The sequence below is a fragment of the Marinobacter pelagius genome, from assembly GCF_003315345.1.
Classification (GTDB): Bacteria; Pseudomonadota; Gammaproteobacteria; order Pseudomonadales; family Oleiphilaceae; genus Marinobacter; species Marinobacter pelagius_A.
The window spans coordinates 57,659-80,299 of the sequence record NZ_QNRO01000021.1 but is presented as its reverse complement, the minus strand read 5'-3'; the positions used below and the strand labels follow the sequence as shown (position 1 = coordinate 80,299).

Sequence of the window (22,641 nt, the reverse complement as noted above, 5' to 3'; positions counted from 1 at the left end):
CAACTACGGAGTCGATCTATCAACCATCTGAGGGTGGTATCAGATTGATGGGGTGAAGGTGCCCCATCAACCATTAAATCCGTATACCCAAAAAATCAACCCGACAAAAGTATCAGCCGAAAAAAAGTGGAGAGAGAATAGCAGTTTTGTAATCGATGAGGTAGGTTTCAGGCATCACACCGAACAACTGTTTTGCTTTCAATAATGTGCGGAGCACTCGATGAACGATACCCTGGATACGCTGGAAAATGTCACCTATGACGAACTCAATGAGGGCGACACCGCCACATTCACCCGGACCCTCACCGAGGACGACCTGTACCTGTTCGCAGCGGTTTCCGGTGATGTGAATCCGGTACACCTGGACGCCGAATTTGCGGCCAATACCATGTTCAAGGAACGCATCGCCCACGGCATGTGGAGCGGCTCCCTGGTCTCGGCCGCGCTGGCGACCGTGATGCCCGGGCCGGGAACCATCTACCTGGAACAGAACCTCGCCTTCAAACGGCCGGTCAAGCTGGATGACACTATCACGGTGAAGCTGAAAGTTCTGAGAAAGGAGCCGAAAAACCGGGTTGTCGTGGAATGCGATGTGCGGAACCAGAACGACCAGCAAGTGGTAGTTGGCGAAGCCAAGGTGATTGCCCCGAAGGACAAGGTGAAGCTGAACAAACCGAACCTGCCCGAGATCACTATCGACCGCTAGACGGCACCCTGCCCGCTGCGGCATATGACGTTTCCTGCCGGGACTCAGCCCGGCAGGAAATCCACCGGAAAACGTACCTTCCGCTGCTCAACACTGTCCGCGCCAAAGTCAAACATACGCACACGCATGGCAATACGCTGCTCCAGGGTCGGGTTTTCCAGCTCCGAACTCACCACCTCGCAGGCGGACACCGATCCATCCGGCTCGATCACCAGCTCAAGCAGAACCTTGCCCTCCAAGGTCGGATCCTGGCGTAACTCCCGTTTGTACAGGGAGTAAAGCGCGGTTTTCTGGGCATCAAACACCTTGCGGATATTGCTCATGGCCCGCTCTCCTGCGGAAGGCTTCCCGGGAGCCGGATCCGCCCGGGCGATGGTTTGTTCCGCCGGTTCGGTTTTGGGCGCGATCTTCTTGACCTTGTGGTCAGCGACTGCAACCTCGGTTACCGGGTTCTCCACTGCTTCGACGCCGCCACTGCCGTTCAGGACTTCCGAGGGGGCAGGTTCCGTGACCACTGGCCGTGACTCCTGTCCGACATTGGCGGCCATTGCCGGAGCCCGACCAGATGACGATTCCTGGAGTGACGCGAGCCGGTCTTTCATGGCCAGCAAGCCCGATCGGTTGGCGGTCTCGCGGGCTTGTTCGGCGGTTTGCTTTGCCGGGACCTTGGGGGGTGGCGGTGAAGTTGGGGTCAGATGAACGAGTTCATCAGACCCCTGATTTTTGTCCGAAACCTTGGGGGGCGACGCCGGGGTCTGCTCCACCTCCGGGGTCAGAAGAACTTGTTCTTCTGACCCCTTTTTCACGTCGGCGACCTCGGGGGGTGAAGGTGGGGTCAGATGAAGGCTTTCATCAGCCCCCTTTGCCGACTCCGGGGTCTGAAGAACTTGTTCTTCTGACCCCTTCTTCACCTCCGGCGCCGCCACCAGCCGCGCAAGCCTCGCCGGCACCTCCTCCACTTCCGTCCGCTCCCGCTCCGGCAACTCCATAGTCGGTATCAACAGCGCCGGCGGCAGAAATACCAGCACCGTCAACACCAGAATCCCAACAAACCGCCCGCGCTCACCCGGCGTCCGGGACCAGGGCAGCCTCGGGCTCTGCCAATCCTGCAGCGCGGAAGTGTCAGCCATTGCGCACCTCCCGCTCCACCGCCAGCCTTACATGGCGGAATTGCTGGTCAACGCAGGTCTGCATGATCCTGCGCAGCAGGCGATAGTCGGTATCCCGGGCAGCCATGATGGTGATTGGCAGGCCCTGTTCCGGGATTTCCTGCAGGCGGTCACGGCGATAGGCCAGTTCCTCGGACAAACCGGAGATGTGACGATCACCTGTCTCGATGCCGTCCAGCCGCGCCACCTCCCGACCCTGCACAAGAATCGACCGGCCGCTGACCTGGACGGTCAAATTCTCCACTGCCCGCTGCTCGGCGCTGGAGACCGGCAGCGGCACGTCGGTGGAGTTCTGCATCACTTTCACATCGGACGAGTTCACCATCAGGAAGAACACCAGGATCGTGAAGATATCCATGAGCGACACCAGATTAAGGCCACCGGCCTTGTGCATCCGGCCATAGTGACGGCGCAGCCGCCGGGAACGATGGGAGCTTTTCATGCGCCCTCCCCGCCCGCAGGCGCCGCCAGATCAGCCAGCACCCGGTCCTCCGGCGCATCCATCAGGGAAATATCCGGAAACAGCTCACCCTCCACGACACTGGCGGCCACCACGGCGGGATAGGAACGGACGGTGTCCATGGTGGTAACCAGGGTCTGGTAGTCAATATCGGGACCCACCTCAAGAATCACGTCAGTCTTGTCCGGTACCCGGGACTTGATCCCCCGAAGCAGGGCTCTCAAGCCATCAAAATCTTGCTTGCCGTCAGTCGCCGGCAAGACCCGGAGCAGACCACGTTTGGAATCCGCCACTTCGATGCCCCCGGGTATCAGGGTGACCACCAGGTCGAGCTGCTCCGACTCAAGCGGTTCGCCCTCCTGCTGGCCGGGAAAATTCAGCTCGATCATGCGCACCTGGCTGAACACCATGCCGAGCAGCAGCACCGGTACGAGCACGATCATAAGGTTCAGGAACGCGGTGATATCGAGTTCCGGAGAATTCGTCATCCGACGATGTCGCCGTCTCATGGTCCATTTCCTCTGCAATGCTTTTGCACACCGGCTTGCAGGCTCATGCCGCCGCGCCGCTGGCGCGGGTCGGTGCCGGCTCGGAGACCAGGTTCAGCAGCTTGACCCCTGCCATCTCGAAGCTGTCCACGATTTCATTGGTGCGGGTCTGCAGCAGGGCATGGAACATCAGCAGCGGAATCGCCGACATCAGGCCGAAAGCTGTGGTGTTCATGGCAACGGAGATACTCTCGGAAAGCAGGCTGGCCTTTTGCGCGGGATCGGCGGCAGCTACCGCAGTGAAGGCAGAGATCAGACCGATAATAGTGCCCAACAGCCCCAACAAGGTGGCGATGTTGGCCAGCGTGGCCAGGTATTGGGTGCGTTTTTCCAGCCTGGGCAGGACTTCCATCAGCCCTTCTTCCATGGCGTACTCGATATCCTCCCGTCGACTGTTGCTGACGAGGCGGCCAAGGCCTGCCCCCATGATCGAGCCTATGGCACTGTTGGAGTGGCTCGCGGCTTTCATCGCCCGCTGGTAATCCCGTTTTTGTAACAGCGGCAGGATGGCCTTTTCGAACGTGACACGGTTTTTCCGGCCCACCGAGGCCAGAAAGATGAAGCGCTCAAGGGTGATTGCCAGCCCGAGGGCCAATACCACCGCAATCGGATACATGAAGGGGCCGCCTTCCTGAAAAAAACGAACGATTGTTTCCAGCATTGTTATTCTCCCGTTTTTACTGCTCGGTTAAGGCTGAATGCCTTGTGGGTCCAGGGTCATGGGATCCAGGGTGTTCCGGAACCTGCGATGGCGTTCCACCGCCATGGGATCGATGGGCTGTTCCAGTTCCGGGGCCTGGTCTGCAAGTTCTGCCCGGAGCCTGCGAGGCAGGCTGGGGGGCTGCCAGGGCAGAATGAAAAGAATTCGAGGTTCATCCTCACCGGTGGTGGCGGATATACCGGCAATCTCCAGGCTTGCGCGCTCTTTCTCCGGCGTTTTGTATTCCCCGGCGAGAGCAGTGGCGGCGAACACGATCAGCAAAACCAGCGTTTTGGCCAAGTCGGCAATCCGTTTCATCATTGGAGCCTCCGTTCAAGATCCGCAATCCACCCGTCCACTTCGGCGTTTTCCTCACCGGCCAGATCCTGGTAGACCCGGTAGTGAGTCAGCGCCTTGTCCAGCTCCAGCAGATAGAGTTCCGAGATCACCGCCAGGTTGTAATGCAACTCGGCTACCCTGGGCGACCTGGTCACACCCTGCTCCAGCAGATCCGCCGCCTCGGCGAACCGGTTTTGTTCTTTCAGGGCCAGGGCCAGATTGTTGACCGCCACCGGGTCTTCCGGATTGAGTGCTACGGCCTGACGCCAGGCTTCAACGGCCGCCCCCCGGTCACCCTGTTCCCATGCGCTCATGGCTCGCCTGGCGTACTCGGCGGCCAGGGCAGGATTGGTTTCGGGCTCTTCGGCTTGCTGCTCCACGGCGGGACCGGCACAGCCGGCCAGCCAGAGAGCTCCAAGCAAACCCAACAACCGGCACAGGCGGAAATCAGGCATCATCACCCTCCTCCCTATTTACTTCCGGGGCATTCCCGCTCATCCAGCGTATCGAGCGTTCGTAGCGCCCCGGGTGCAGCCGGGCCAACGCCTCCAGGCTTCGACCGATCCAGTCGTCATAGCCGGTTTCGGCAATGCGCCCATGGTTTTCGGCATGCAGGTTCAGGGCTTTCTCCTCAAAGGGATAGGCTTCCTCCTCCAAAAGCATCTGGTACTGCATCGCTTCCATCTCATTGAGCTCTGCTGGCACCTCGGAGGCCATCAGGTCCTGAGCCAGCTCGCGGTATAGCTCGGCCCGTCGGTAAAGGATTTCCGAGCGCACCGCTTCACCACCGAATCGCTCTGCCTGGGCAAACCGGGCCTGTGCTGCTTCAAGCGCAGACTGTTTGCGATCAAGCGACTCGGCAAGGGGATGGTTCAGGGGAATGTCCGCGAAGACTTCAGCCGCATGGGTGCCCAGAACGATTGCGCTGGCAGCACTCCACTGCAGTGTGTCCGCCGAGTGCCACTCGCTGGCCAGCTCTGCATCCACGATCGCGGCCCGAACCCTGTCCCGATCGCTGGTCGAGGCCAGCAGACGATGGCGCATGGTCTGGAGCCGGATGTGATCCTCGGCACGGGCGGGAACCGGCCCGGTGGCGAGGTATTCAACGTAGAGATCATCCCGCTGCCCGGTGTCCCCGGCTTCGTGAAAAAGAGCGGCTGCGCGCAATTTATTCGGCCAGGGGTTGGACTGGCCAGAAGCCAATGTGAGCAACTCATCCGCCGCACGGCCTGGCTGGCCGGATTGGCTGTAGGCATACACCAGTTTCTTGCCAATATCCCGGGCCAGGTCATGATTCGGGTAATTACGCCGGAACCACTGCAGCTCATTCACCGCCGACTGCCACTCGGATGCCTTCAACAGCGTGTTGGCGGCATCAAACCGGCCCCGTATGGCAATTTCCGCGTCCGGCAGGACCTGTCCTACCCGCCGGAAATGGGCCACCGCTTCTGCCACCTTGCCGGTTTCGGCCGCCCTCTCGCCCTGACGATAGACCGCGGTCGCCAGTTGTTTCAGGATCAGATCCCGATCATCCGGCCGCAGAACATCGGGTTCACTGGAATCGACCAGCCTCAGGGTCTGCCGCCAGGCCCGTTCCGCCAGGCCGAACTCCTGTTGCGCCTGGCGCACCCGCGCTGTGACCAGCCATGCCGCGTACTGCTCTTTGATCGCGGCATCGCCGCGCTTGAGAACCGCACTGGCGTAGGCCACTGCGTGGTCATAGCTTTCCATCTCCAACCACCGGGCGGCCAGGTCCGCCTGGGCACCGGGCACTCGGGCATCCGTCTCGAAGGCGGAGGCAAACTGGTCCACTTCAGCAGCCAGGTGCTCCAATTCCTTGCCGGCCTCGTTTATCACCCGATCCCGTTGCAGAACGACCGCTGCCCAGCCGGCATCGGCGGCTTCACTGTAGTTACCGGTTTCATAGGCTGCCGTTCTGTAATTCTCCAGTGCCTCGTGTCGCTGCCGGGCCTGAATACGCGCATCGCCCGCCAGGCGCCATATCGGCCCGGCATTCGCCGCCCTTGGCGCCAGCGTTTCGTAATAACCCGCAGCCTCGGCAAACAACGGGCGCGACGCCTCAAGCTCGCCCCTGTCGGAAAGCCCGGTTGCTGCCTCGTAGCTGGTGTCCCCCAGCCAGCGGGCGTATTCACGCCAGCGTGACTGTTCCCTCGGTTCCAGCCGAGAGAACGTGGGAGCAGGACTATAGGCAGCAACATAGCCGGCCCTGGCCTGTCGCACTTTCCGGTCGTTACCCGCCATCTGCCAGACCTCCACTATCTGTGCAAGAAAGCGGGGACTGCTGGCGTGTTGCGGGTATCGACGATGAAACGCCTCGTTTACGGCCACGCTGGCCTCATACTTCCCGGTAATCGCGTACAGATCCGCCAGCCGGTCAAAGACCAATGGTTCCCAGGGGCGCACCGAGCCCGAGTCAAACCACTGGTCAAGAGCGGCCAATCCCTGGGTGCGGGAGGCCATCAGAGCCAAAACCCGCAAGGTGTCATCAATTGTCTCCACCGAGGATTCGGGTACCTGCCGGATGCTCTCGGCGGTCGGCAAGAAGCCGTCGAGCACAGTTTGAAAAGTATCCGCGGCGCGATCCCACGCACCTTCTCCCTGCTTGAACTGGCTCCAGCCAAGCATGTATCGGGCCTTGGCTTTCAGAGCCTCTCCGCCCTCGCCTCCGAGCAATGCGCGGTAGCCGGTCTCGGCTTCGGCGAACTGTCCGTTGGCAAACGCAGACTCGGCGATGCGGAACCTTGCTTCCGGTACCAGTGGTGACTTCGGATAAAGGCCTACCAGCTGCTTCAGACGCTGAATGGATTCTCCCGCCTCGCCAGTCAGCGCATGGGCCTTGGCCATCTGGTAAAGCAGTTCATCGAGGCGCCCGGAGAAAGAACCACGGGCGAGAATGGCTTCGTAGCTGCCCAGGACTTCCTCATAGATTTCCGGTTCCTGCTCGGGCGAATAACCCACGTCCTGGCCCGAGCGATCCCGGATATTCGTCAACCGGTTCAGGGCATCCACACGGACTTCCGGCTCGTTGGACGTTTCAAAGAGACGCTGGTAACGGCGGGCCACTTCCGCAGGCGAGATGGCAGGTAGCGGCCGGCTTTCGAACTTGAGGAACACCGGCCGCATGTCACCGATAGTTCTTCCATCACGGCCCAGTTCCACGCGGAAGCTTTCCTGGGCTTCGACAGGCGCTGCCAGCACAACGGCCAGGAACAGAAAACGGGAAGACAGGTTCATTGGCCCCTCCCTTCCAGGGTTTCCAGGGCCAGATACTCATAAAGGTGGGCTATCTGCTGCTCGGTCTTGTTCAGTGCGAAGACCATCCGCTGGTCCTGATGATCCAGGAACGCGAGCACCTTTTGGTCGAGCTCTTTCTCGGCGGTGTTTCGTAAATCTGCCAGGCGCTCGAGGTAGCGATCATTCGACCCCTGAAGCTGGGACACCTTGGTAACGGCCGTCCCTGGAACCGAAGCCTGAGATGACTTAAGTGCACTGGCAAACACTTCCAGATCGTAGGAATGGGTTGTCAGTCGCTTCTCCAGGGCAGCCAGCGTCGCAACCCGGCCAACTGCTCGCTGCGCCGACGGCTGTTTCAGGAATTCCAGCAGATAAGCCAACCTGGGTTGCTGCATGGAACGGCTGTCTGCCAGGAACCATTCCAGGTCGGAGGCTTTGGCATCGGCAACCAGGGCCTGGTAAGCCCCCTCAGTGCGGACCTGGTCCCTGAGGGTCCGTAGCACAACCCGCTCACTCTCATAGGCGGCATTGGCCGCAAGATAGGCTTCCCCGGCCTGGCCGAGATAACCTGCAAGGTCGTAACCCCGGCCCATTCCGATCCAGGCTTCGGCCGCGCCGGGATAGGCCAGCGGAAACTTCCGGGCCCGGTGCCAGCTCTGCATGGCGGCCCGGTGATTGCCTCGCTCGGTCAGTGCAAGCCCGTGGAAGTAAAGTGCCCGTGGGGTGCTGGGGCCATCGAGGGAGACCGATTCAAGGAACCCGATCGCCTTTTCGAATTCGCGGTTTCGATAAGCCAGGTAGCCCGCCCGTAGCAAGGCCTGATCATGCAGCTGACGGCTGCGTTCGTCGCCATCCTCGGCTTTCGCCATGGCCATCGCCACTCTCAGGGCCACCAGTGCCCGTGACGGATCGAGGTCTTCTCTTGCAAAATCACTAGCGAGGTTAAGGTATCCCGCTGCCGCCCAATACCCTTCCGGCATGGCCGCGAGGATTTCTCCGGCCTTCTGGAGCCTGCCTGCGCTTCGATGACTCTCCGCCAGATCGAACCGGGCTTTGCGATGTGCCTCGGTACGGGACGATGAGCTTTCGCGATCGTGGGCGTGGTTGACGTCCGGATCATCAAAAGCAATTTCTTCCTCGGAGACCTGCTTTACATCAAAGGAGACCCGAGGTTCGAAAGCCGGTGCATTGGCGCTCAGGTTCAGGCGAACGGCGAGGGCCCAAGAGTGCTTGGTGAACAGGTGGGTAGCCTCCCGACGGACAAAATCCCCGTCAGCCGAACGGGCGGTAACCACCACCTTCAGTTCATGGTCACCCCTCGCCACATGGCCGACGTAAAGCTGTTCCGCCCCATCAGCGTTCAGAACGGGCTGTTCCTGCAGGGCGTAAACCTTTGAGGCAACCGGCCGGCTGTCGATAAACAGGTGAAGCGAATCCAGATCGAGCCCGCCGCCGGAATCATGTGTCAGGAAAACTGTCAGTCGGGTACCGAGTAGCCGAAGTTGATTGCGTTCAAGGGACTCGATGCTTGCGGATTGTCCGCCAGCATCTTCCGTGAATGCGGCAATGTCGTCGTCCAGGGCTGAGGCAGCGGCTCCGGAACAGAAGAACAGCACAGCCAGCAGCCTGATGAAGACGTCGTTCAACCAGTTATTCCGTCGGCGTCCTTGTGGTTTTTGTGAGCCGAACATACCTCTCCTGTCCCGAACAATTCCGGCAATATTCCGTTACAAAGTGAGAGGAAGCGTAACACCTGGTAACCGGCAAGAACGGTATCCAGATCACCAAATGGGAAACAGGAAATGTCGGTTTTTTTGACAGGAGCGGGGGGAAGGGACAGGCAGGACAGTATGGCAGGAGCGTTCGGGCATTAATACCGGTCTGATTTTACGGTAGTTTTTTTAGATGGCCTGGCAGTTGCATTACCTACCGCGGCGGGAGTGCCGGCAAGGTAAACCCGCTAAATATGCCGAGCTTTTGCCGATGCCCTCAACCGCATCGGCTTTTTTTGTTTAAGTTGGGGTCAGAAGAAGGATTTCTTCAGACCCCTGAGGCTGGGCCGCAGTCAAGTAACAGCCTTCCAAGTTGGGGTCAGAAGAAGGTTTTCTTCAGACCCCTGGGGCTGATCGGGGTCTGATGAAAGCTTTCATCTGACCCCATTTTCACACCGGCCCCCGGTTTCACTTGCTGAGCTGCCTCATCGCCGACTCAAGGCCATCGATAGTCAACGGATACATGTGATCATTCACCAGCTGCCGGGTCATGCCCAGTGAACCGCCCGTACCCCAGTAACTCTCCGGCAGCGGGTTGAGCCAGACCACTTTGCGGAAGTGATCGGTCACGCGCTGGAACCAGGTGGCACCGGCTTCCTCGTTCCAGTGTTCGATGGAACCGCCGGGATGGGAGATTTCATAGGGCGCCATGGTGGCGTCGCCGACAAAGATCACTTTGTAGTCCGGCGTGTACTTGTGAAGGATATCCCAGGTGCTGGTGGTCTCGTTCATGCGCCGGACGTTGTTCTTCCACACATTTTCATAAATGAAGTTGTGGAAGTAGAAATACTCCATGTGCTTGAACTCGAGCCGCGCCGCCGAGAACAGCTCTTCGCAGACCCGGATGTGGGGGTCCATGGAACCGCCCACGTCAAAGAAGATCAGCACTTTCACCGCGTTGTGGCGCTCGGGCACCATCTTGAGGTCCAGGTAACCGGCATTGCGGGCGGTGGAGCGGATGGTGTCATCCATATCCAACTGGTCCGCTGCACCCTGGCGCGCAAACTTGCGCAACCGGCGAAGGGCTACCTTGATGTTTCGGATACCCAGGGTGATGCTGTCGTCCAGATCCTTGAATTCCCGCTTCTCCCAGACCTTCACCGCCCGGCCCTGCCGGCCATTCTTCTGGCCGATGCGGAAGCCCTCGGGGTTATAGCCATTGGCACCGAAAGGCGACGTGCCGCCCGTGCCTATCCACTTGTTGCCCCCGGCATGGCGCTCCTGCTGCTCTTCCATGCGCTTCTTGAAGGTTTCGATCAGCTCTTCCAGACCACCGAGGGAGTCGATCTTCGCCTTTTCCTCGTCGCTCAGGTGCTTCTCGAACTCTGCCCGGAGCCAGTCGTCGGGAATCAGGGCTTCCAGCAGGTCATCCAGGTTCTGGATGCCTTCGAAATAAGCTTGGAAGGCACGATCGAACTTGTCGAAGTGGCGCTCGTCCTTCACCAGGCACAGGCGCGCCAGGTAATAGAACTCCTCCATGTCGGCAAAGGCCAAGCGGTTCTGCAGGGCCTCCAGCAGATCGAGGAATTCGCGCAGGCTGGCGGGAACCTTGGCCCGCCGCACTTCGAGAAAGAAATCAATCAACATAAAGCGGAACTCTTGCCGGAAATCAGTTGCGACGGCGTGCCATGAACGCCAGCTTCTGCAACAGGTGCACGTCCTGCTCATTTTTCACCAGGGCGCCATACAGGGGTGGCAACGCGCTTCCTGTATCCTTCTCCTGCAGCGCCTTGGCGGTCAGTTCGTCGGCCATCAGCAGCTTCAGCCAGTCGATCAGCTCGGAGGTGGACGGCTTTTTCTTCAGGCCCGGCACCTTGCGCACATCGAAGAAGACCTCCAGGGCATCGCGGACAATCTCCTGCTGCAGGTTCGGGAAGTGCACGTCCACGATGTTCTGCATGGTCTCGTGGTCCGGGAAGCTGATGTAGTGGAAGAAACACCGGCGCAGGAACGCATCCGGCAGTTCCTTCTCGTTGTTACTGGTGATGACCACGATCGGACGATGCTTAGCCTTGACGAACTGCTGGGTCTCGTAGACGAAGAACTCCATGCGATCGAGTTCGAGCAACAGGTCGTTCGGGAACTCGATATCGGCCTTGTCGATCTCGTCGATCAGCAGTACTACCTGCTCTTCGGACTCGAAGGCTTCCCAGAGCTTGCCCTTGACGATGTAGTTGCTGATGTCCTTGACCTTCTCGTCACCCAGCTGGGAATCACGCAGGCGGGAGACCGCGTCGTACTCATACAGACCCTGCTGGGCCTTGGTGGTGGATTTGATGTGCCAGGGAATCAGCCTCATGCCCAGGGCCGCCGCCATCTCCTCCGCCAGTAATGTCTTGCCGGTGCCGGGCTCGCCCTTGATCAGCAATGGTCGCTGGAGCCCGATCGCCGCATTGACGGCCATTTGCAGGTCATCGGTGGCTACATACTTCTCGGTACCGGTAAACTTCATGTTCTCGTTTCCTGTCGATTACTTTTCATGTTTCTGATCAATAGCGGGCCAGTTCGCTCTCAACGCTTCACCAGGCGATAGCGCACCAGGTCCAGGATCCATACCAGCAACATCACCAGGCCCGCGAGACCAAAGTTGAACCACGCCATACTGGCGGTCTCGACGTTCCCGAGGATCAACTCGTATCCGCCAAAGAGCCAGGCAGGCATCCACCAGCCGGCCACCTCCGGCGACTCGACCGGTGTCAGCAGAAGCACCATCAACGCCGACAGCAGCAGGGTGCGTGCGCCGTACAGCGGAATGAAGCGGAATAGCCGCTTCATCATGTAGAAGAATATTACGAAGGCAATGGCATAAGCGGCCCAAAAAATTCCGTAGGCCATTTGTGTATCGGCGTCTAGCATTACAATACCCAATGAATGATGTGTTCTTCCCAGTCCTCTTCGGGCACCTGTTCCTCGGAGATGACCCTGTGGCGCACCGAGACACCGGCCTCATGTACCGATTCCGGATCACCACTTCTCAGCGGATGCCAGGAAGCCAGCCCCCGCCCCTCGGCGAGTGAGCGATAGGCGCAGGTATACGGCAGCCAGTAGTAATCCTCGACTGTGTCAGGCGTGATGACGGTGCACCCTGGCACTTTTTGCAGGCGCTCCGAATACACCGTACACCGGCAGGTGTCCTGATCCATATACCGGCATACAAGATCGGTATGGTAGACCTCGCCGGTGTCCTCGTCCTCGAGCTTTGCCAGGCAACATTTGCCACAACCATCGCACAGGGATTCCCACTCCTGAGGAGTCATCTCGTCGAGGCGTTTACGCTGCCAGAACGGGATCTGGGCAATCATTTTTCGTGTTGCTCCAGCTTACGCTTGAACTCGACCACATAGCCTTCCTGCTCTTCCGGCATCTGCAGGTAGAAGTCCTTTTCCTTGATGGCTTCCAGAACCTGCTGGCCGGTGGTCCTGGCCAGCTTGCGGTCCGGAGTCAGCAGCAGGTCCATGGAATGGATCGGCGCGCCGAAGATGCCGCGAAGGCCCTCGGGGAGCTCATCCCAGTCCTGCCCCCGGCGCACGAATACATAAGTGTCCGCCTTCCGGCTGCTTTTGAATACGGAGATAAATTCCCGCTCTTTCATTGCTTCAGTATGTCCTCGATCTGGCTTCGTACCGGCGCCAGCAACTCCCCGCGCCAGCCCTGGAAAAACGGGTTGCCTTCCAACGTCTGATCCTGCATCAGTTTCTCCAGACGCTTCCTCGGGGCAACCAGTTCCATCGGAATATCAGCAGCTTCCGCGACTTTTCTGACAGTACGCTTCAACTGCTTGAAGTCGGCCTGCTGGTCACGGCTCAATGGTGGTGCAATCCGCTCAAGCCCGGAAGTATCGGCACCACGGGCATCGCGGACAAGTTTGAGTATGGTTTCACCATAACGGCGAACTGCCCCCGAGGGTATGCCCTGAATATCCCTCAGCGCATGCATCGATTCCGGCAACCGTTCGGCAACCAGGATCAACAGGGCATCGGCAAACACCCGGTTACGGGGCATGTCCCGGCGCTGGCACTCCCCCTCCCGCCAACGTACCAGTTCCTTCAGAACGGCCTGTTGCTCGGGGTTCAAAGTCCAGCCACCCCGCAACTTGAGGTAATGCTGCTCCGGATCGTCCTGGGCGGCAAGCTCGGAGGCAAACCGCTGCGATTCCTCGAACAGTGCCTCGACCAGGCCGCGGGGCCTGAGGGAATCCATTACCCAATGATACATGGGCTCGAGAAACCGGATGTCGTCCACGGCATAGCGCTGTTGCGCGTCGCTCAATGGTCGGGCCAGCCAGTCGGAACGGGTAGCGGATTTATCCAGGGTTTCGCCGAACAGCGTTTCCACCAGGCGGGCATAGCCCAGGGAGAAGCCGGAGCCGGCCATGGCCGCACCAATCTGGAGATCCACCACACCTTTTGGCTCGATTCCGAGCCAGTGGCGGAACAGCTCAAGGTCCTCGCTCATGGCGTACAGGAGTTTGGGAACCTCGGGGTTCGCCAGCACCTCCCGGAACAGTGCAGAAGCCTCGGCTACATCCGGATCGACCAGGCAGTACTGATCGCCCAGGCCCAGCTGGACCAGCCCGGGGATAGGATAGAAGGTGTTGACCCGTTCGAACTCGGTATCAAGGGCAAGGGGCTGGTCAGGTGATGCCGGTGCCAGCCACCTGTCCAGTTCCTGGGGAGTCTCAATCCAGTGAATGATCTCGGGGGCCGGGGGAACGGCCACGGCCGGTGAGGAAGATGCCATAGGGAAGCCTGGTTAGCCTATTCGGAGAGTGGTTTTCGACCGCGGAAGGCGTGGGTCAGAGTGAAGCCGTCAACATAACCCAGCTCGCCACCCACCGGGATGCCATGGGCAAGACGGGTAATGAGGATGTTCCGGCCATCGAGTCGGTCGGCAATGTAGTGGGCCGTCGCTTCGCCCTCGACGGTGGGGTTGGTGGCGAGAATCAGCTCGGTCACCCCTTCGTCCTGAACGCGTCTCAGCAGGCGTTCGATACCAATTTCTTCGGGGCCGACGCCGTCGATGGGTGACAGATGGCCCATCAGCACAAAGTAACCACCCTTGTAGTCGCCGGCCTGCTCGATGGCCAGCAGATCGGAGGGGCTTTCCACCACGCACAGGGTACCGTTCTTGCGGGTCGGGTTCTCACAGATCCCGCAGATCTCGGTATCGGCGAAGTTCTGGCAGGATTCGCAGCGACGCACGCCGTCCATCGCCGTGCGCAGGGCCTCGGACAAACGGGTGCCCCCTGAGCGGCCGCGCTCAAGAAGATGGAACGCCATGCGCTGGGCCGTTTTCTGGCCCACGCCCGGAAGGCAGCGCAGGGATTCGACCAGTTCATCAACCAGTGGACTGAAAGCCATCAACTATCCTCGGAATACAACAGACGAACGGATCAGAACGGCATCTTGAAGCCGGGGGGCATGCCCATTCCCGACATCATTCCGGACATCTTTTCTTTCTGGTTGGCCTCGACCCGGCGAACGGCATCGTTCACCGCGGCGGCGAGAAGGTCTTCAAGAATCTCTTTCTCTTCGGACATGAGCGAAGGATCGATCTCAACCCTGCTCACATCGTGGCGGCCGTTCATGGTGACTTTCACCAGGCCCGCTCCGGCCTCGCCAGTCACCTCGGCCTTGGCGATCTCTTCCTGAGCCTTTTTCATTTCTTCCTGCATTTGCTGGGCTTTTTTCATCAGATCGCCCATGTCGTTAAACATGCTCTATCTCCTGCTGGTCTCGATGGGCCGGATACTGTCTTCGACTATCCGCGCCTCAAATCGTTCAACGATGGACTGGACCACCGGATCCTTGCGGATGGCGTCCTCCGCCGCTTGCTGGCGTGCCTGGCGCTGCCGTTCCTCATACGCGGCTGGCGTATGCGGCCCGGGTTCGCCCTGCTCTATGCGTAACTCGATGGAGTCGCCAAAGCGGTTTCTCAAGGCGGTGGCGATTTTTTCCTCGTGCCGGGCATTGAGCAGGCGGGCATGGCCATCATCGATAGTGAGTACGATGGAATCGCCGTCCCGAACCATGGCGGTCTGGCTGGCCAGGTTACCGGGCATACCCACGATACCAAGGTCCCGGAAATCCCGTTCCCAAACAAAGTCGCCACGCTGTTCCTCGACAACCGGTTGGGGCGCGGACTCAGGTTCGGGTTGCGGTTTTGTTTCTATGTCTGCTTCCGGCCCGGGGCCAGCCTCGGGTGGTTCCGGCTCGTATCCGAAATCGGGTTCCACCTCGGGTGGCTCTTCGGGCAGCGGTGGCTCCTCATAGACACGTGCCGGTTCTGGCGTCGGCTCTGGCTGAGGAACCGGTTCCGGCTCCGGAGCTGTGACCGGAGTTGCTTCGGACGCGGGTGTGGCTGCCGCCGGTGCCTGGGGCGCGGGTTCCGATACCTTCGGCGCAGCCGCAGGCCCGGGCTCATCCCGGGCTTCGCCCGCGGTCGAGTCACCACCGGAACGCACCGTCGGCGGTTCCCTCCGATCAGTACCCGGGCGGAACGCCAGCATCCTCAGCAGGGTCATTTCAAAACCCATGCGGGCATCCGGCGTGATATCCAGGTCCTTACGGCCCATCAGGGCGGCCTGGTAGAACAGCTGGGCATCCTCGGCGCTGAGCTTCCGGGCCAGTTCCTGGACCTGGTTGGCATCACCCAGGGCATTATCGGCACTGCCCGGCACCACCTGTTCCATGGTGACGCGATGGAACAGGGAGAGCAGATCCGCCAGGATCACACTGTAATCCGGGGCGAACTCCGAGATTCTCGCAATTTCAGAGAGCAGGCCCGGGCCGTCACGTTCTACCAGGGCAGTAACAATCCGTTCGATGTCCCGCTGGTCAATGGTGCCCAGCATGTTGCTGACATCACTGGCCGCGAGCTTCTGGTTCCCAAAGGCAATGGCCTGATCGGTCAGGCTCAGGGCATCCCGCATACTGCCGTCGGCGGCACGGGCCAGCAGCCACAGTGCCGGTTCCTCGAAGGGAATCCCCTCTTCGGTCAACACATGCTTGAGGTGGCCGGCAATGTGCTCCGGAGTCATGCGCTTGAGATTGAACTGCAGACACCGAGATAGCACCGTTACCGGAAGCTTCTGGGGATCAGTGGTGGCCAGCAGGAACTTGACGTGCTCCGGCGGCTCTTCCAGGGTTTTCAGGAACGCGTTGAAGGACTGGTTGGTAAGCATGTGCACCTCGTCAATGAGGTACACCTTGTAGCGGCCCCGGGTCGGCGCGTACTGGACATTGTCGGTGAGTTCCCGCATGTCATCGACGCCGGTGCGGGACGCCGCATCGATCTCGATCAGGTCAACAAACCGGCCTTCCTGGATCTCCTGGCAACTGGTGCACTCCCCGCACGGGTTCGGAGTGACACCGGTTTCGCAGTTAAGGCAACGGGCCAGCAGACGGCCGATGGTGGTCTTGCCCACACCGCGGGTCCCGGTAAACAGGTAGGCATGGTGCAGACGCTGGTTTTCCAGGGCATGGATCAGCGCCTGAAGCACGTGTTCCTGGCCCACCATGTCCTCGAAGGTGCGGGGGCGCCATTTTCGGGCGAGTACCTGGTAGCTCATGTTCCGTCAACTGCTGTGAAAATGCGATTAACCATAGCATGGACCCGCTTTGATAAGAAGCAAAGTTGGCACTCGGTCACCGGGACTGAAGCACAATTACGGGCGAAGAATCAGGGGATTAACACATCGGAAGGGGGAAACTGGGGGTGACCCCACCAGCAGATCTCCGGCACACAAATCCACCGCTTCGGCTGCTCCCTTCCGGGCCTGACCGGGTTCACGGTTTCATGTTGCGGAGGCACCAATGGGGCCACCATAACGACGTTCCGGGGTTTCCCCCGAAAGCGGCGCGCATATTAGCAAATGGACCTGCAGACTACAACGGGAAATCTGCCAGCCGGGAAATTCACAGCGGCAGCGGTACCTCATCCTGACGGAACCAGCAGGCCAGACTGTACCGGGTGCGATTTGCCGGCAGTACTTCGTGGGGAATTTCCTCGCTCAGGAACAGGGCCATCCGGCCGGCCTCTGGAATGACCATTCCGCACACCTCGTTCTCGTTATCCCGGTTGAACACCTGCAAGGCACCGCCATCCTCCGGAGCCCAATCCTCATTCAGATACAGAACCAGACTGACCACTCTTGAGGCACGGCCACGGAAACTGTCCAGATGCCTCTTGTAGAAGTCCCCCGGATGGTAGGTCGCGTAGTGGGTCTCGAACCGTTTCAGCCCCAGGAACAGGCGCTGGTTCAGACCACATCGAATGCCATCCAGAAAACGGAAAAGCTCCGCCTGGGGCGGCGTACCCCCCTGCAACCAGGCAATGCGGTCACGGCGCACGCCGCGATCCCGGACCAGGTCCGAGCCCCGACCTATGCCGGCCGTTTTCATGGCATCGGTGCGATCGAGAATGGCCACTTCGTCACGCAGCGCCGTAAGCAGAACAGGTCCCAGCCGGTCACGGACATCCAGAGACATCCAGCCGTGTTCACTCAGGCCGTCCGCCAGCTGATCCAGCCAGTCATCCGAGACATCTGAAGCACCCGCCTGCCCTGCGCCAACGACCGTAATGTCACTGCCAGCAACAACATCCAGTTCAGGACTGGCTGTAAAGGAGCGAGGGTCTCTGATCGGAGTGACTGTCGGATTGTCCATGGGCGGGCCTCTTCGGGAAATCGGCGCTATTTTAGGCACAAATCTCGCCGGCCGGTCAGTTTTAATTTACTCTGATGATAAGCAGATACACTTAACCGCCACCTGATCCAATACGTCTATGTCAGAAAGCAGTCACAGACCGCCCCGATCCCTTTCTCCGGGCCAGTGGTCCTTCACCCGCTGGAAAACAATCGGCCAACTGGAAGCCCTGGAGGTCCATCACCCACTGTTTCGCGCCACCCTGTTTCTCCAGGGGGCACACCTGACACAATTCATGCCAAGCGACGAGCCGGATTGGCTCTGGCTCAGCAAGAACGCCCGGTTTGAGCCAGGCCGGGCGATCCGCGGCGGCATCCCAATATGCTGGCCCTGGTTTGGCGATCCCGGAAAGAATCCGCCAGCCGTTCGCAAGCGCATCCATACCAACAGCGCCCACGGCTTTGCCCGCACGGCGCTCTGGAAACTCGAGGATGTTCGGGAGAATGCCCACGAAGTGGAGATCAGCCTCTCCCTGGACGCGAACGAAGATTTTGCCGACGTCTGGAGCGGCCACGCGCTGGCACTGATCACCTTCCACTTCTCCGTACGTGGCTGCCAGCTGGCGTTGACCACGACCAACCTGGGCGAAGAGGCAATGGCGTTCAGCCAGGCCCTGCACACCTACCTGCCAACCTCCGACGTAACGCGGTCAAGGGTACTGGGTCTGGGCTACAGTCAGTACATCGACACCCTCGATGACTGGGAGTACAAGAACCAGGAAGGCCCGGTGTATTTTGAGGGAGAGACGGACCGCATCTACGAGAGCGGAGAGCCCCTGACCATTGTCACGCCGTCAGGCAGCCGGAAACTGGCCTCCGTGGGCAGCGACTCCACCGTGGTCTGGAATCCGGGCCCGGAAAAAGCGGCGCGGCTGTCGGATTTCCCCGATGAGGCCTGGACGACCATGCTGTGTGTCGAAACCGCCAATGCCGCCAGTGACTACAGAGTGCTTAATACCGGCCAGAGCCACACCCTGGGTGTGCTGATCGGACGCAAATAACCGGGGAGAACGGATGAGCCTGGCCAGTTACCTGAAATCGAAACTGATACCTGCAGATATCAACGAGCACATCAATCGAATTCGCAAGCCCATCGGCTCGCTGGGGTATGACCCCTGGGGCTACAACAACGAAGTCATGAAATACGGCTTCAGCCTCACCCGTCAGATCTACGAGAAGTATTTTCGGGTAGAGGCCCTCGGGGTTGAGAACGTGCCGGCCGAAGGCCCGGTGCTGATCATCGCCAATCACAGCGGGCAGCTCCCGATCGACGGGCTCCTGGTTGGCTATGCCCTGGCCTCCCGAGAACAACAGCCCCGCATTCCCCGGGCCATGATCGAGCGTTTCTTTCCCACTGTACCCTGGCTGGGCAACCTGCTGAACGAATTCGGCGCGGTGCTCGGCGACCCGGTCAACTGCGCCAAGATGCTCGCCAATAACGAAGCTGTCATCGTGTTCCCCGAGGGCGTCCGGGGCTCGGGCAAGCTCTATCGGGACCGCTACCAGCTCAAGCGCTTCGGCAACGGCTTTATGCACCTGGCGATGAAGTACAAGGCACCGATCGTGCCCGTGGGCGTGGTTGGCTGCGAGGAGACCATCCCCGCCATCGCCAACATCAAGCCACTGGCCAAGGCGCTGGGGATTCCCTACGCACCAGTTGCCATGCCGGTGGTGCTGCCCGCCAAGGTGCACCTGAATTTTGGCCCACCCATGTACTTTGATGACCTGGAGATTCCGGAGGAGCTGGTGACCGAACGGGTCGAGCAGGTGAAAGCGGAAATAAGCCGCCTCATCGACAAGGGATTGAGCGAAAGGAAAAAGCTGTTCTGATGACCAAGCAACGCAGACCCCACATCCTCGTTACCGGTGCTGCCGGCGCCCTGGCCCAGCGGGTCATCAATCAGCTGCGGGATCATTGCGATCTGGTCGCGGTGGATTTCCGGGAGCAGGTCTACCTGGGCGACGACATTCCCAGCTACTGCATCGACTTCACCAAACGGGTGTTCGAGGACCTGTTCCGCCGCTACGAATTTGACGGCGTCATCCACCTCGGCCGGATCCAGTCCAGCCAGCTGACCCGGATGCGCCGGTACAACGCCAACGTGCTGGGCACCCAGAAGCTGCTGGACCTGAGCCACAAATACGGCATCAAACGGGTTGTGGTGCTCTCCACCTATCACGTCTATGGCGCGGTGGCCTATAACCCGGCATTGATCGACGAGTCCGCACCGCTCAAAGCCGCCGGCCTGAGCGCGGACCTGGTGGATTCGGTAGAGCTGGAGAACCTGGCCAACATTTACCTGTGGCGTTATCCGGAACTGAACATCACCATTCTGCGCCCCTGCAATATTGTCGGGCCCGGGGTGCGAAACACCATGAGCTCCCTGCTGTCCAGTGATAATGCGCCCGTACTCGCGGGATTCTCGCCCATGATGCAATTCATCCATATCGACGACATGGCGGATGCCATCGTCAGGGCCTACAAGAAGCCGGTTCGCGGGGTCTTCAACGTGGCTCCGGAGGACTGGGTGGCCTACCAGCACGCACTCAAACTCTGCGGCTGCCGGCGCATTCCGATTCCGTCCATTCCGCCGGTGGTCCCGAACCTGATCCTGAAAACCCTGAAGCTGAAAAGTTTCCCTTCGTATCTGACCGCCTTTTTCAAGTATCCTGTCGTTATCGACGGCAGAGCATTTGCCAGGGAGTTCGATTTCAAGCCGAAACGGCCCCTGAAGGAAATTTTCCGGTTCTACCGGGAGAACAAGCGACCGGTGTAACCATCGCCCTGTTGTCACGGAGCGAGGCAGCAACGCAGGAAGCGAGGGATGCTAAGTGATCTCAGCCTGATCAGCCACGGCGCAGCGGCCATTGCCTTTGGCCTGCTGACCATTCTCGTCGCGACCCGCTATCTCAGGCGGGACGTGGACAGGGCATTGTTTGTCGCCGCCCTGGCGACCACCCTCTGGGCCAGCACCCTGGTGTCGCAATCGCTCTGGGGTACGCCGGGATTCATCCCCCGCTATATTATTGAACTGCTCCGGGACGGCGCCTGGATTACCCTGTTATTCGCCCTGCTTCGCAACGCCTCCCGCCAGGGCACTATTCACGGGCAGATGAAGCGGATCCTGGGTGCCTCAATCTTCACCCTGATCTTTGCCCTGCTGGCCTTCGGAATTTTCGAATTCACCTTCGGCTGGGAAGTCCTGAACGGGAAAACCAGGGTACTCGGGCAGATCGCCCTTTCCCTCATGGGGTTGTCCCTAGTCGAACAGATCTGGCGCAATTCCCCGAATTTCGGCCGCTCCAGCATCAAGTACATCTGCATCGGCATTGCCACCATCTTCGCCTTCGACTTCTTCATGTACGCCGACGCCCTGCTGTTCGGTCAGGTATCGGAATCCTTCTGGAATGCCCGCGGCCTGGTCAATGCGCTGCTGGTGCCGCTGTTTGCCGTCAACGTACTGAACACCCGCAAGCAACCGGTGGATTTCCAGCTATCCCGATCCGCGGTGTTCCATGCCGGCACCCTGGTCCTGGCCGGCGGCTACCTGCTGTTCCTGGCCCTGGGCGGGTATTACGTCAAGATCCTCGGGGGTGACTGGGGCGATGCCCTGAGGGTGCTGTTTTTAACCATCTCCCTCACCTTCCTCGTCACCCTGCTGCTGTCCCGCCGGATTCGGGCACGACTGATGGTGCGGATCAGCCAGAATTTCTTCGACTACAAGTACGACTACCGGGAAGAATGGCTGAAAATGACCCGGGAAATGGCCAATCTCGGTGATGATCCTCCCCTGCCGATCCGCGTCATCCACATTCTTTCCGGGCTGGTGGAAAGCAATGCAGGCGCCATCTGGCTCCGTGACGAACACGGGGCCTACACGCTCAAAGGCTCGGTCAATATGGCCATGCCCAGATACACCGTGATCGACGCAGACTCGGATCTGGTTCGCCTGTTCAGGCAACGGGAATGGATTGTCGACCTGCACGAGTACCGGAATGACCCGGTCAGCTATGACCTGCTGGAAATACCCGACGCCATTGCTCAGAGCCCGGACGCGTGGCTGGTGATTCCCCTGTATCTGGACAACGACCTCTACGGCATCGCCATGGTGGGCAACCCCTTCGCCCGGCTTGAACTGAACTGGGAAAACTTTGACCTGATCAAGGTGGTTGCGCGGCAGTCCTGTAACCTGCTGGCCCAGGCTGACGCACAACACCGGCTGTCCCGGGCCATGCAATTCGAGGCGGTTAGCAAGGCGTCCTCCTTCATGGTTCACGACTTGAAAACCGTGATCGCCCAGCTCTCGCTGCTCGTCAAGAACGCGCCCAAGCACAAGCACAACCCCGCGTTTATCGATGACATGATCAACACCACCGAGCATGCAGTGCGAAAAATGTCGAACCTGGTGGACCACATCCGCAGGCCCGACAGCGTTGCGAACCCTCAATTACAGGACATCGACCTGGCCGAACTGGCTCGTAGCCTGGTCAGCCATCACAGCCATCAGCGCCCGATTCCCAGGCTGACGGGAAATCTGCCAAGTGCCCGGATCCGTGCGGATTACGAGCAGCTTCGCAGTGTCCTGGGCCATCTGATCCAGAACGCCCAGGACGCCACGCCACCGGATGGGGAAATCACCCTCAACCTGAAGATAGCCCGGGGCAATGTTGTGCTGTTTATCCAGGACAGCGGCAGCGGCATGAGCGAGGAATTCATCAACACATCCCTGTTCAAGCCATTCGAGAGCACCAAGGGCCTTACCGGGATGGGGATTGGCGCCTACCAGGCCAGGGAATACATCAAGCAGATCGGTGGAAATATTGATGTGACCAGTGAGCCCGGGGTTGGCTCGTGTTTTTCAGTGCGGATTCCGTTAGCCAGGGAAAAAGAAGGTGCCGCGCCACGAGATAAGGAGATGCCAGAATTCAACACCGAAAACCCGGCACGGAACGTCAATTAAATGGCGGTTCGTAAATTGAATGTACAC

23 protein-coding genes and 1 other RNA gene are annotated in these 22,641 nt (G+C 59.8%); 5 read left to right on the top strand and 19 right to left on the bottom strand.

Going from position 1 to position 22,641, the window contains the following annotated elements; genetic code table 11:
* The first annotated feature begins 220 nt into the window (after positions 1 to 220).
* Entirely contained in the window at positions 221 to 706 is a 486-nt protein-coding gene (locus tag DET50_RS15855; protein WP_113863723.1) for a MaoC/PaaZ C-terminal domain-containing protein, read from the top strand.
* A gap of 44 nt (positions 707 to 750) precedes the next feature.
* Here the strand turns inward: DET50_RS15855 and DET50_RS15850 are convergent, their stop codons facing one another.
* From DET50_RS15850 to DET50_RS15760, 19 genes are all read right to left on the bottom strand, one after another.
* Positions 751 to 1,836 carry an AgmX/PglI C-terminal domain-containing protein gene (locus DET50_RS15850; protein ID WP_113863722.1) on the bottom strand — a complete coding sequence of 362 codons (1,086 nt, stop codon included), beginning with the start codon at positions 1,834 to 1,836 and terminating at the stop codon, positions 751 to 753.
* Positions 1,829 to 2,317: an ExbD/TolR family protein gene (locus tag DET50_RS15845; RefSeq protein WP_113863721.1), complete on the bottom strand. Its 489-nt coding sequence runs from the start codon at positions 2,315 to 2,317 to the stop codon at positions 1,829 to 1,831. Before DET50_RS15845 ends, DET50_RS15850 begins: the two co-directional genes overlap by 8 nt.
* Positions 2,314 to 2,844 carry an ExbD/TolR family protein gene (locus tag DET50_RS15840; RefSeq protein WP_113863720.1) on the bottom strand — a complete coding sequence of 177 codons (531 nt, stop codon included), beginning with the start codon at positions 2,842 to 2,844 and terminating at the stop codon, positions 2,314 to 2,316. Before DET50_RS15840 ends, DET50_RS15845 begins: the two co-directional genes overlap by 4 nt.
* A 43-nt stretch (positions 2,845 to 2,887) precedes the next feature.
* Positions 2,888 to 3,544, bottom strand: a complete 657-nt coding sequence (locus DET50_RS15835; RefSeq protein ID WP_113863719.1) for a MotA/TolQ/ExbB proton channel family protein — start codon at positions 3,542 to 3,544, stop codon at positions 2,888 to 2,890.
* A 27-nt stretch (positions 3,545 to 3,571) separates the two neighbouring features.
* Entirely contained in the window at positions 3,572 to 3,904 is a 333-nt protein-coding gene (locus DET50_RS15830; RefSeq protein WP_181800001.1) for a hypothetical protein, read from the bottom strand.
* On the bottom strand, positions 3,901 to 4,377 hold the full coding sequence (locus DET50_RS15825; protein WP_258546147.1) for a tetratricopeptide repeat protein: 477 nt from the start codon (positions 4,375 to 4,377) through the stop codon (positions 3,901 to 3,903). Before DET50_RS15825 ends, DET50_RS15830 begins: the two co-directional genes overlap by 4 nt.
* Positions 4,370 to 7,177, bottom strand: coding sequence for a tetratricopeptide repeat protein (locus tag DET50_RS15820; RefSeq protein WP_113863717.1), 2,808 nt, complete (start codon positions 7,175 to 7,177; stop codon positions 4,370 to 4,372). Before DET50_RS15820 ends, DET50_RS15825 begins: the two co-directional genes overlap by 8 nt.
* A complete protein-coding gene (locus tag DET50_RS15815) occupies positions 7,174 to 8,823 on the bottom strand; it encodes a tetratricopeptide repeat protein (protein WP_113863716.1) in 1,650 nt (549 codons plus the stop codon). The genes DET50_RS15820 and DET50_RS15815 overlap by 4 nt, the downstream gene beginning before the upstream one ends.
* A 534-nt stretch (positions 8,824 to 9,357) precedes the next feature.
* Positions 9,358 to 10,536: a vWA domain-containing protein gene (locus DET50_RS15810; protein WP_113863715.1), complete on the bottom strand. Its 1,179-nt coding sequence runs from the start codon at positions 10,534 to 10,536 to the stop codon at positions 9,358 to 9,360.
* 22 nt (positions 10,537 to 10,558) lie between these two features.
* On the bottom strand, positions 10,559 to 11,401 hold the full coding sequence (locus DET50_RS15805) for an AAA family ATPase (RefSeq protein WP_113863714.1): 843 nt from the start codon (positions 11,399 to 11,401) through the stop codon (positions 10,559 to 10,561).
* A gap of 59 nt (positions 11,402 to 11,460) precedes the next feature.
* The gene (locus DET50_RS15800) at positions 11,461 to 11,805 is read right to left on the bottom strand and encodes a hypothetical protein (protein ID WP_113863713.1); all 345 of its coding nucleotides are present in this window, start codon (positions 11,803 to 11,805) and stop codon (positions 11,461 to 11,463) included.
* Positions 11,805 to 12,251, bottom strand: a complete 447-nt coding sequence (locus DET50_RS15795; protein ID WP_113863712.1) for a YcgN family cysteine cluster protein — start codon at positions 12,249 to 12,251, stop codon at positions 11,805 to 11,807. Before DET50_RS15795 ends, DET50_RS15800 begins: the two co-directional genes overlap by 1 nt.
* The gene (locus DET50_RS15790) at positions 12,248 to 12,541 is read right to left on the bottom strand and encodes a YcgL domain-containing protein (RefSeq protein WP_113863711.1); all 294 of its coding nucleotides are present in this window, start codon (positions 12,539 to 12,541) and stop codon (positions 12,248 to 12,250) included. The genes DET50_RS15795 and DET50_RS15790 overlap by 4 nt, the downstream gene beginning before the upstream one ends.
* Positions 12,538 to 13,689: a ribonuclease D gene (gene rnd / locus DET50_RS15785; RefSeq protein ID WP_113863710.1), complete on the bottom strand. Its 1,152-nt coding sequence runs from the start codon at positions 13,687 to 13,689 to the stop codon at positions 12,538 to 12,540. Before rnd ends, DET50_RS15790 begins: the two co-directional genes overlap by 4 nt.
* Positions 13,690 to 13,706: 17 nt before the next feature.
* The gene (recR, locus tag DET50_RS15780) at positions 13,707 to 14,309 is read right to left on the bottom strand and encodes a recombination mediator RecR (protein WP_091999426.1); all 603 of its coding nucleotides are present in this window, start codon (positions 14,307 to 14,309) and stop codon (positions 13,707 to 13,709) included.
* 32 nt (positions 14,310 to 14,341) lie between these two features.
* Positions 14,342 to 14,665 (bottom strand): YbaB/EbfC family nucleoid-associated protein, encoded by a 324-nt coding sequence (locus tag DET50_RS15775; protein WP_091999429.1) that lies wholly within the window; start codon positions 14,663 to 14,665, stop codon positions 14,342 to 14,344.
* A gap of 3 nt (positions 14,666 to 14,668) precedes the next feature.
* Positions 14,669 to 16,519: a DNA polymerase III subunit gamma/tau gene (gene dnaX / locus DET50_RS15770; protein WP_113863709.1), complete on the bottom strand. Its 1,851-nt coding sequence runs from the start codon at positions 16,517 to 16,519 to the stop codon at positions 14,669 to 14,671.
* 150 nt (positions 16,520 to 16,669) lie between these two features.
* Positions 16,670 to 16,766: signal recognition particle sRNA small type (ffs, locus tag DET50_RS15765), an RNA gene on the bottom strand.
* Positions 16,767 to 16,865: 99 nt separating this feature from the next.
* The gene (locus DET50_RS15760) at positions 16,866 to 17,615 is read right to left on the bottom strand and encodes a 2OG-Fe(II) oxygenase (protein WP_113863708.1); all 750 of its coding nucleotides are present in this window, start codon (positions 17,613 to 17,615) and stop codon (positions 16,866 to 16,868) included.
* Positions 17,616 to 17,733: 118 nt separating this feature from the next.
* Here DET50_RS15760 and DET50_RS15755 point away from each other — a divergent pair, with 118 nt between their 5' ends.
* The 4 genes from DET50_RS15755 to prsK are packed head-to-tail and all read left to right on the top strand — an operon-like array spanning position 17,734 to position 22,614.
* On the top strand, positions 17,734 to 18,654 hold the full coding sequence (locus DET50_RS15755) for a D-hexose-6-phosphate mutarotase (RefSeq protein ID WP_113863707.1): 921 nt from the start codon (positions 17,734 to 17,736) through the stop codon (positions 18,652 to 18,654).
* A 13-nt stretch (positions 18,655 to 18,667) separates the two neighbouring features.
* Positions 18,668 to 19,483, top strand: coding sequence for a lysophospholipid acyltransferase family protein (locus tag DET50_RS15750; protein ID WP_113863706.1), 816 nt, complete (start codon positions 18,668 to 18,670; stop codon positions 19,481 to 19,483).
* Positions 19,483 to 20,430, top strand: a complete 948-nt coding sequence (locus DET50_RS15745; protein WP_113863705.1) for an SDR family oxidoreductase — start codon at positions 19,483 to 19,485, stop codon at positions 20,428 to 20,430. Before DET50_RS15750 ends, DET50_RS15745 begins: the two co-directional genes overlap by 1 nt.
* A gap of 48 nt (positions 20,431 to 20,478) precedes the next feature.
* Positions 20,479 to 22,614, top strand: a complete 2,136-nt coding sequence (prsK, locus tag DET50_RS15740) for an XrtA/PEP-CTERM system histidine kinase PrsK (protein WP_113863704.1) — start codon at positions 20,479 to 20,481, stop codon at positions 22,612 to 22,614.
* The last annotated feature ends 27 nt before the right edge of the window (positions 22,615 to 22,641 follow it).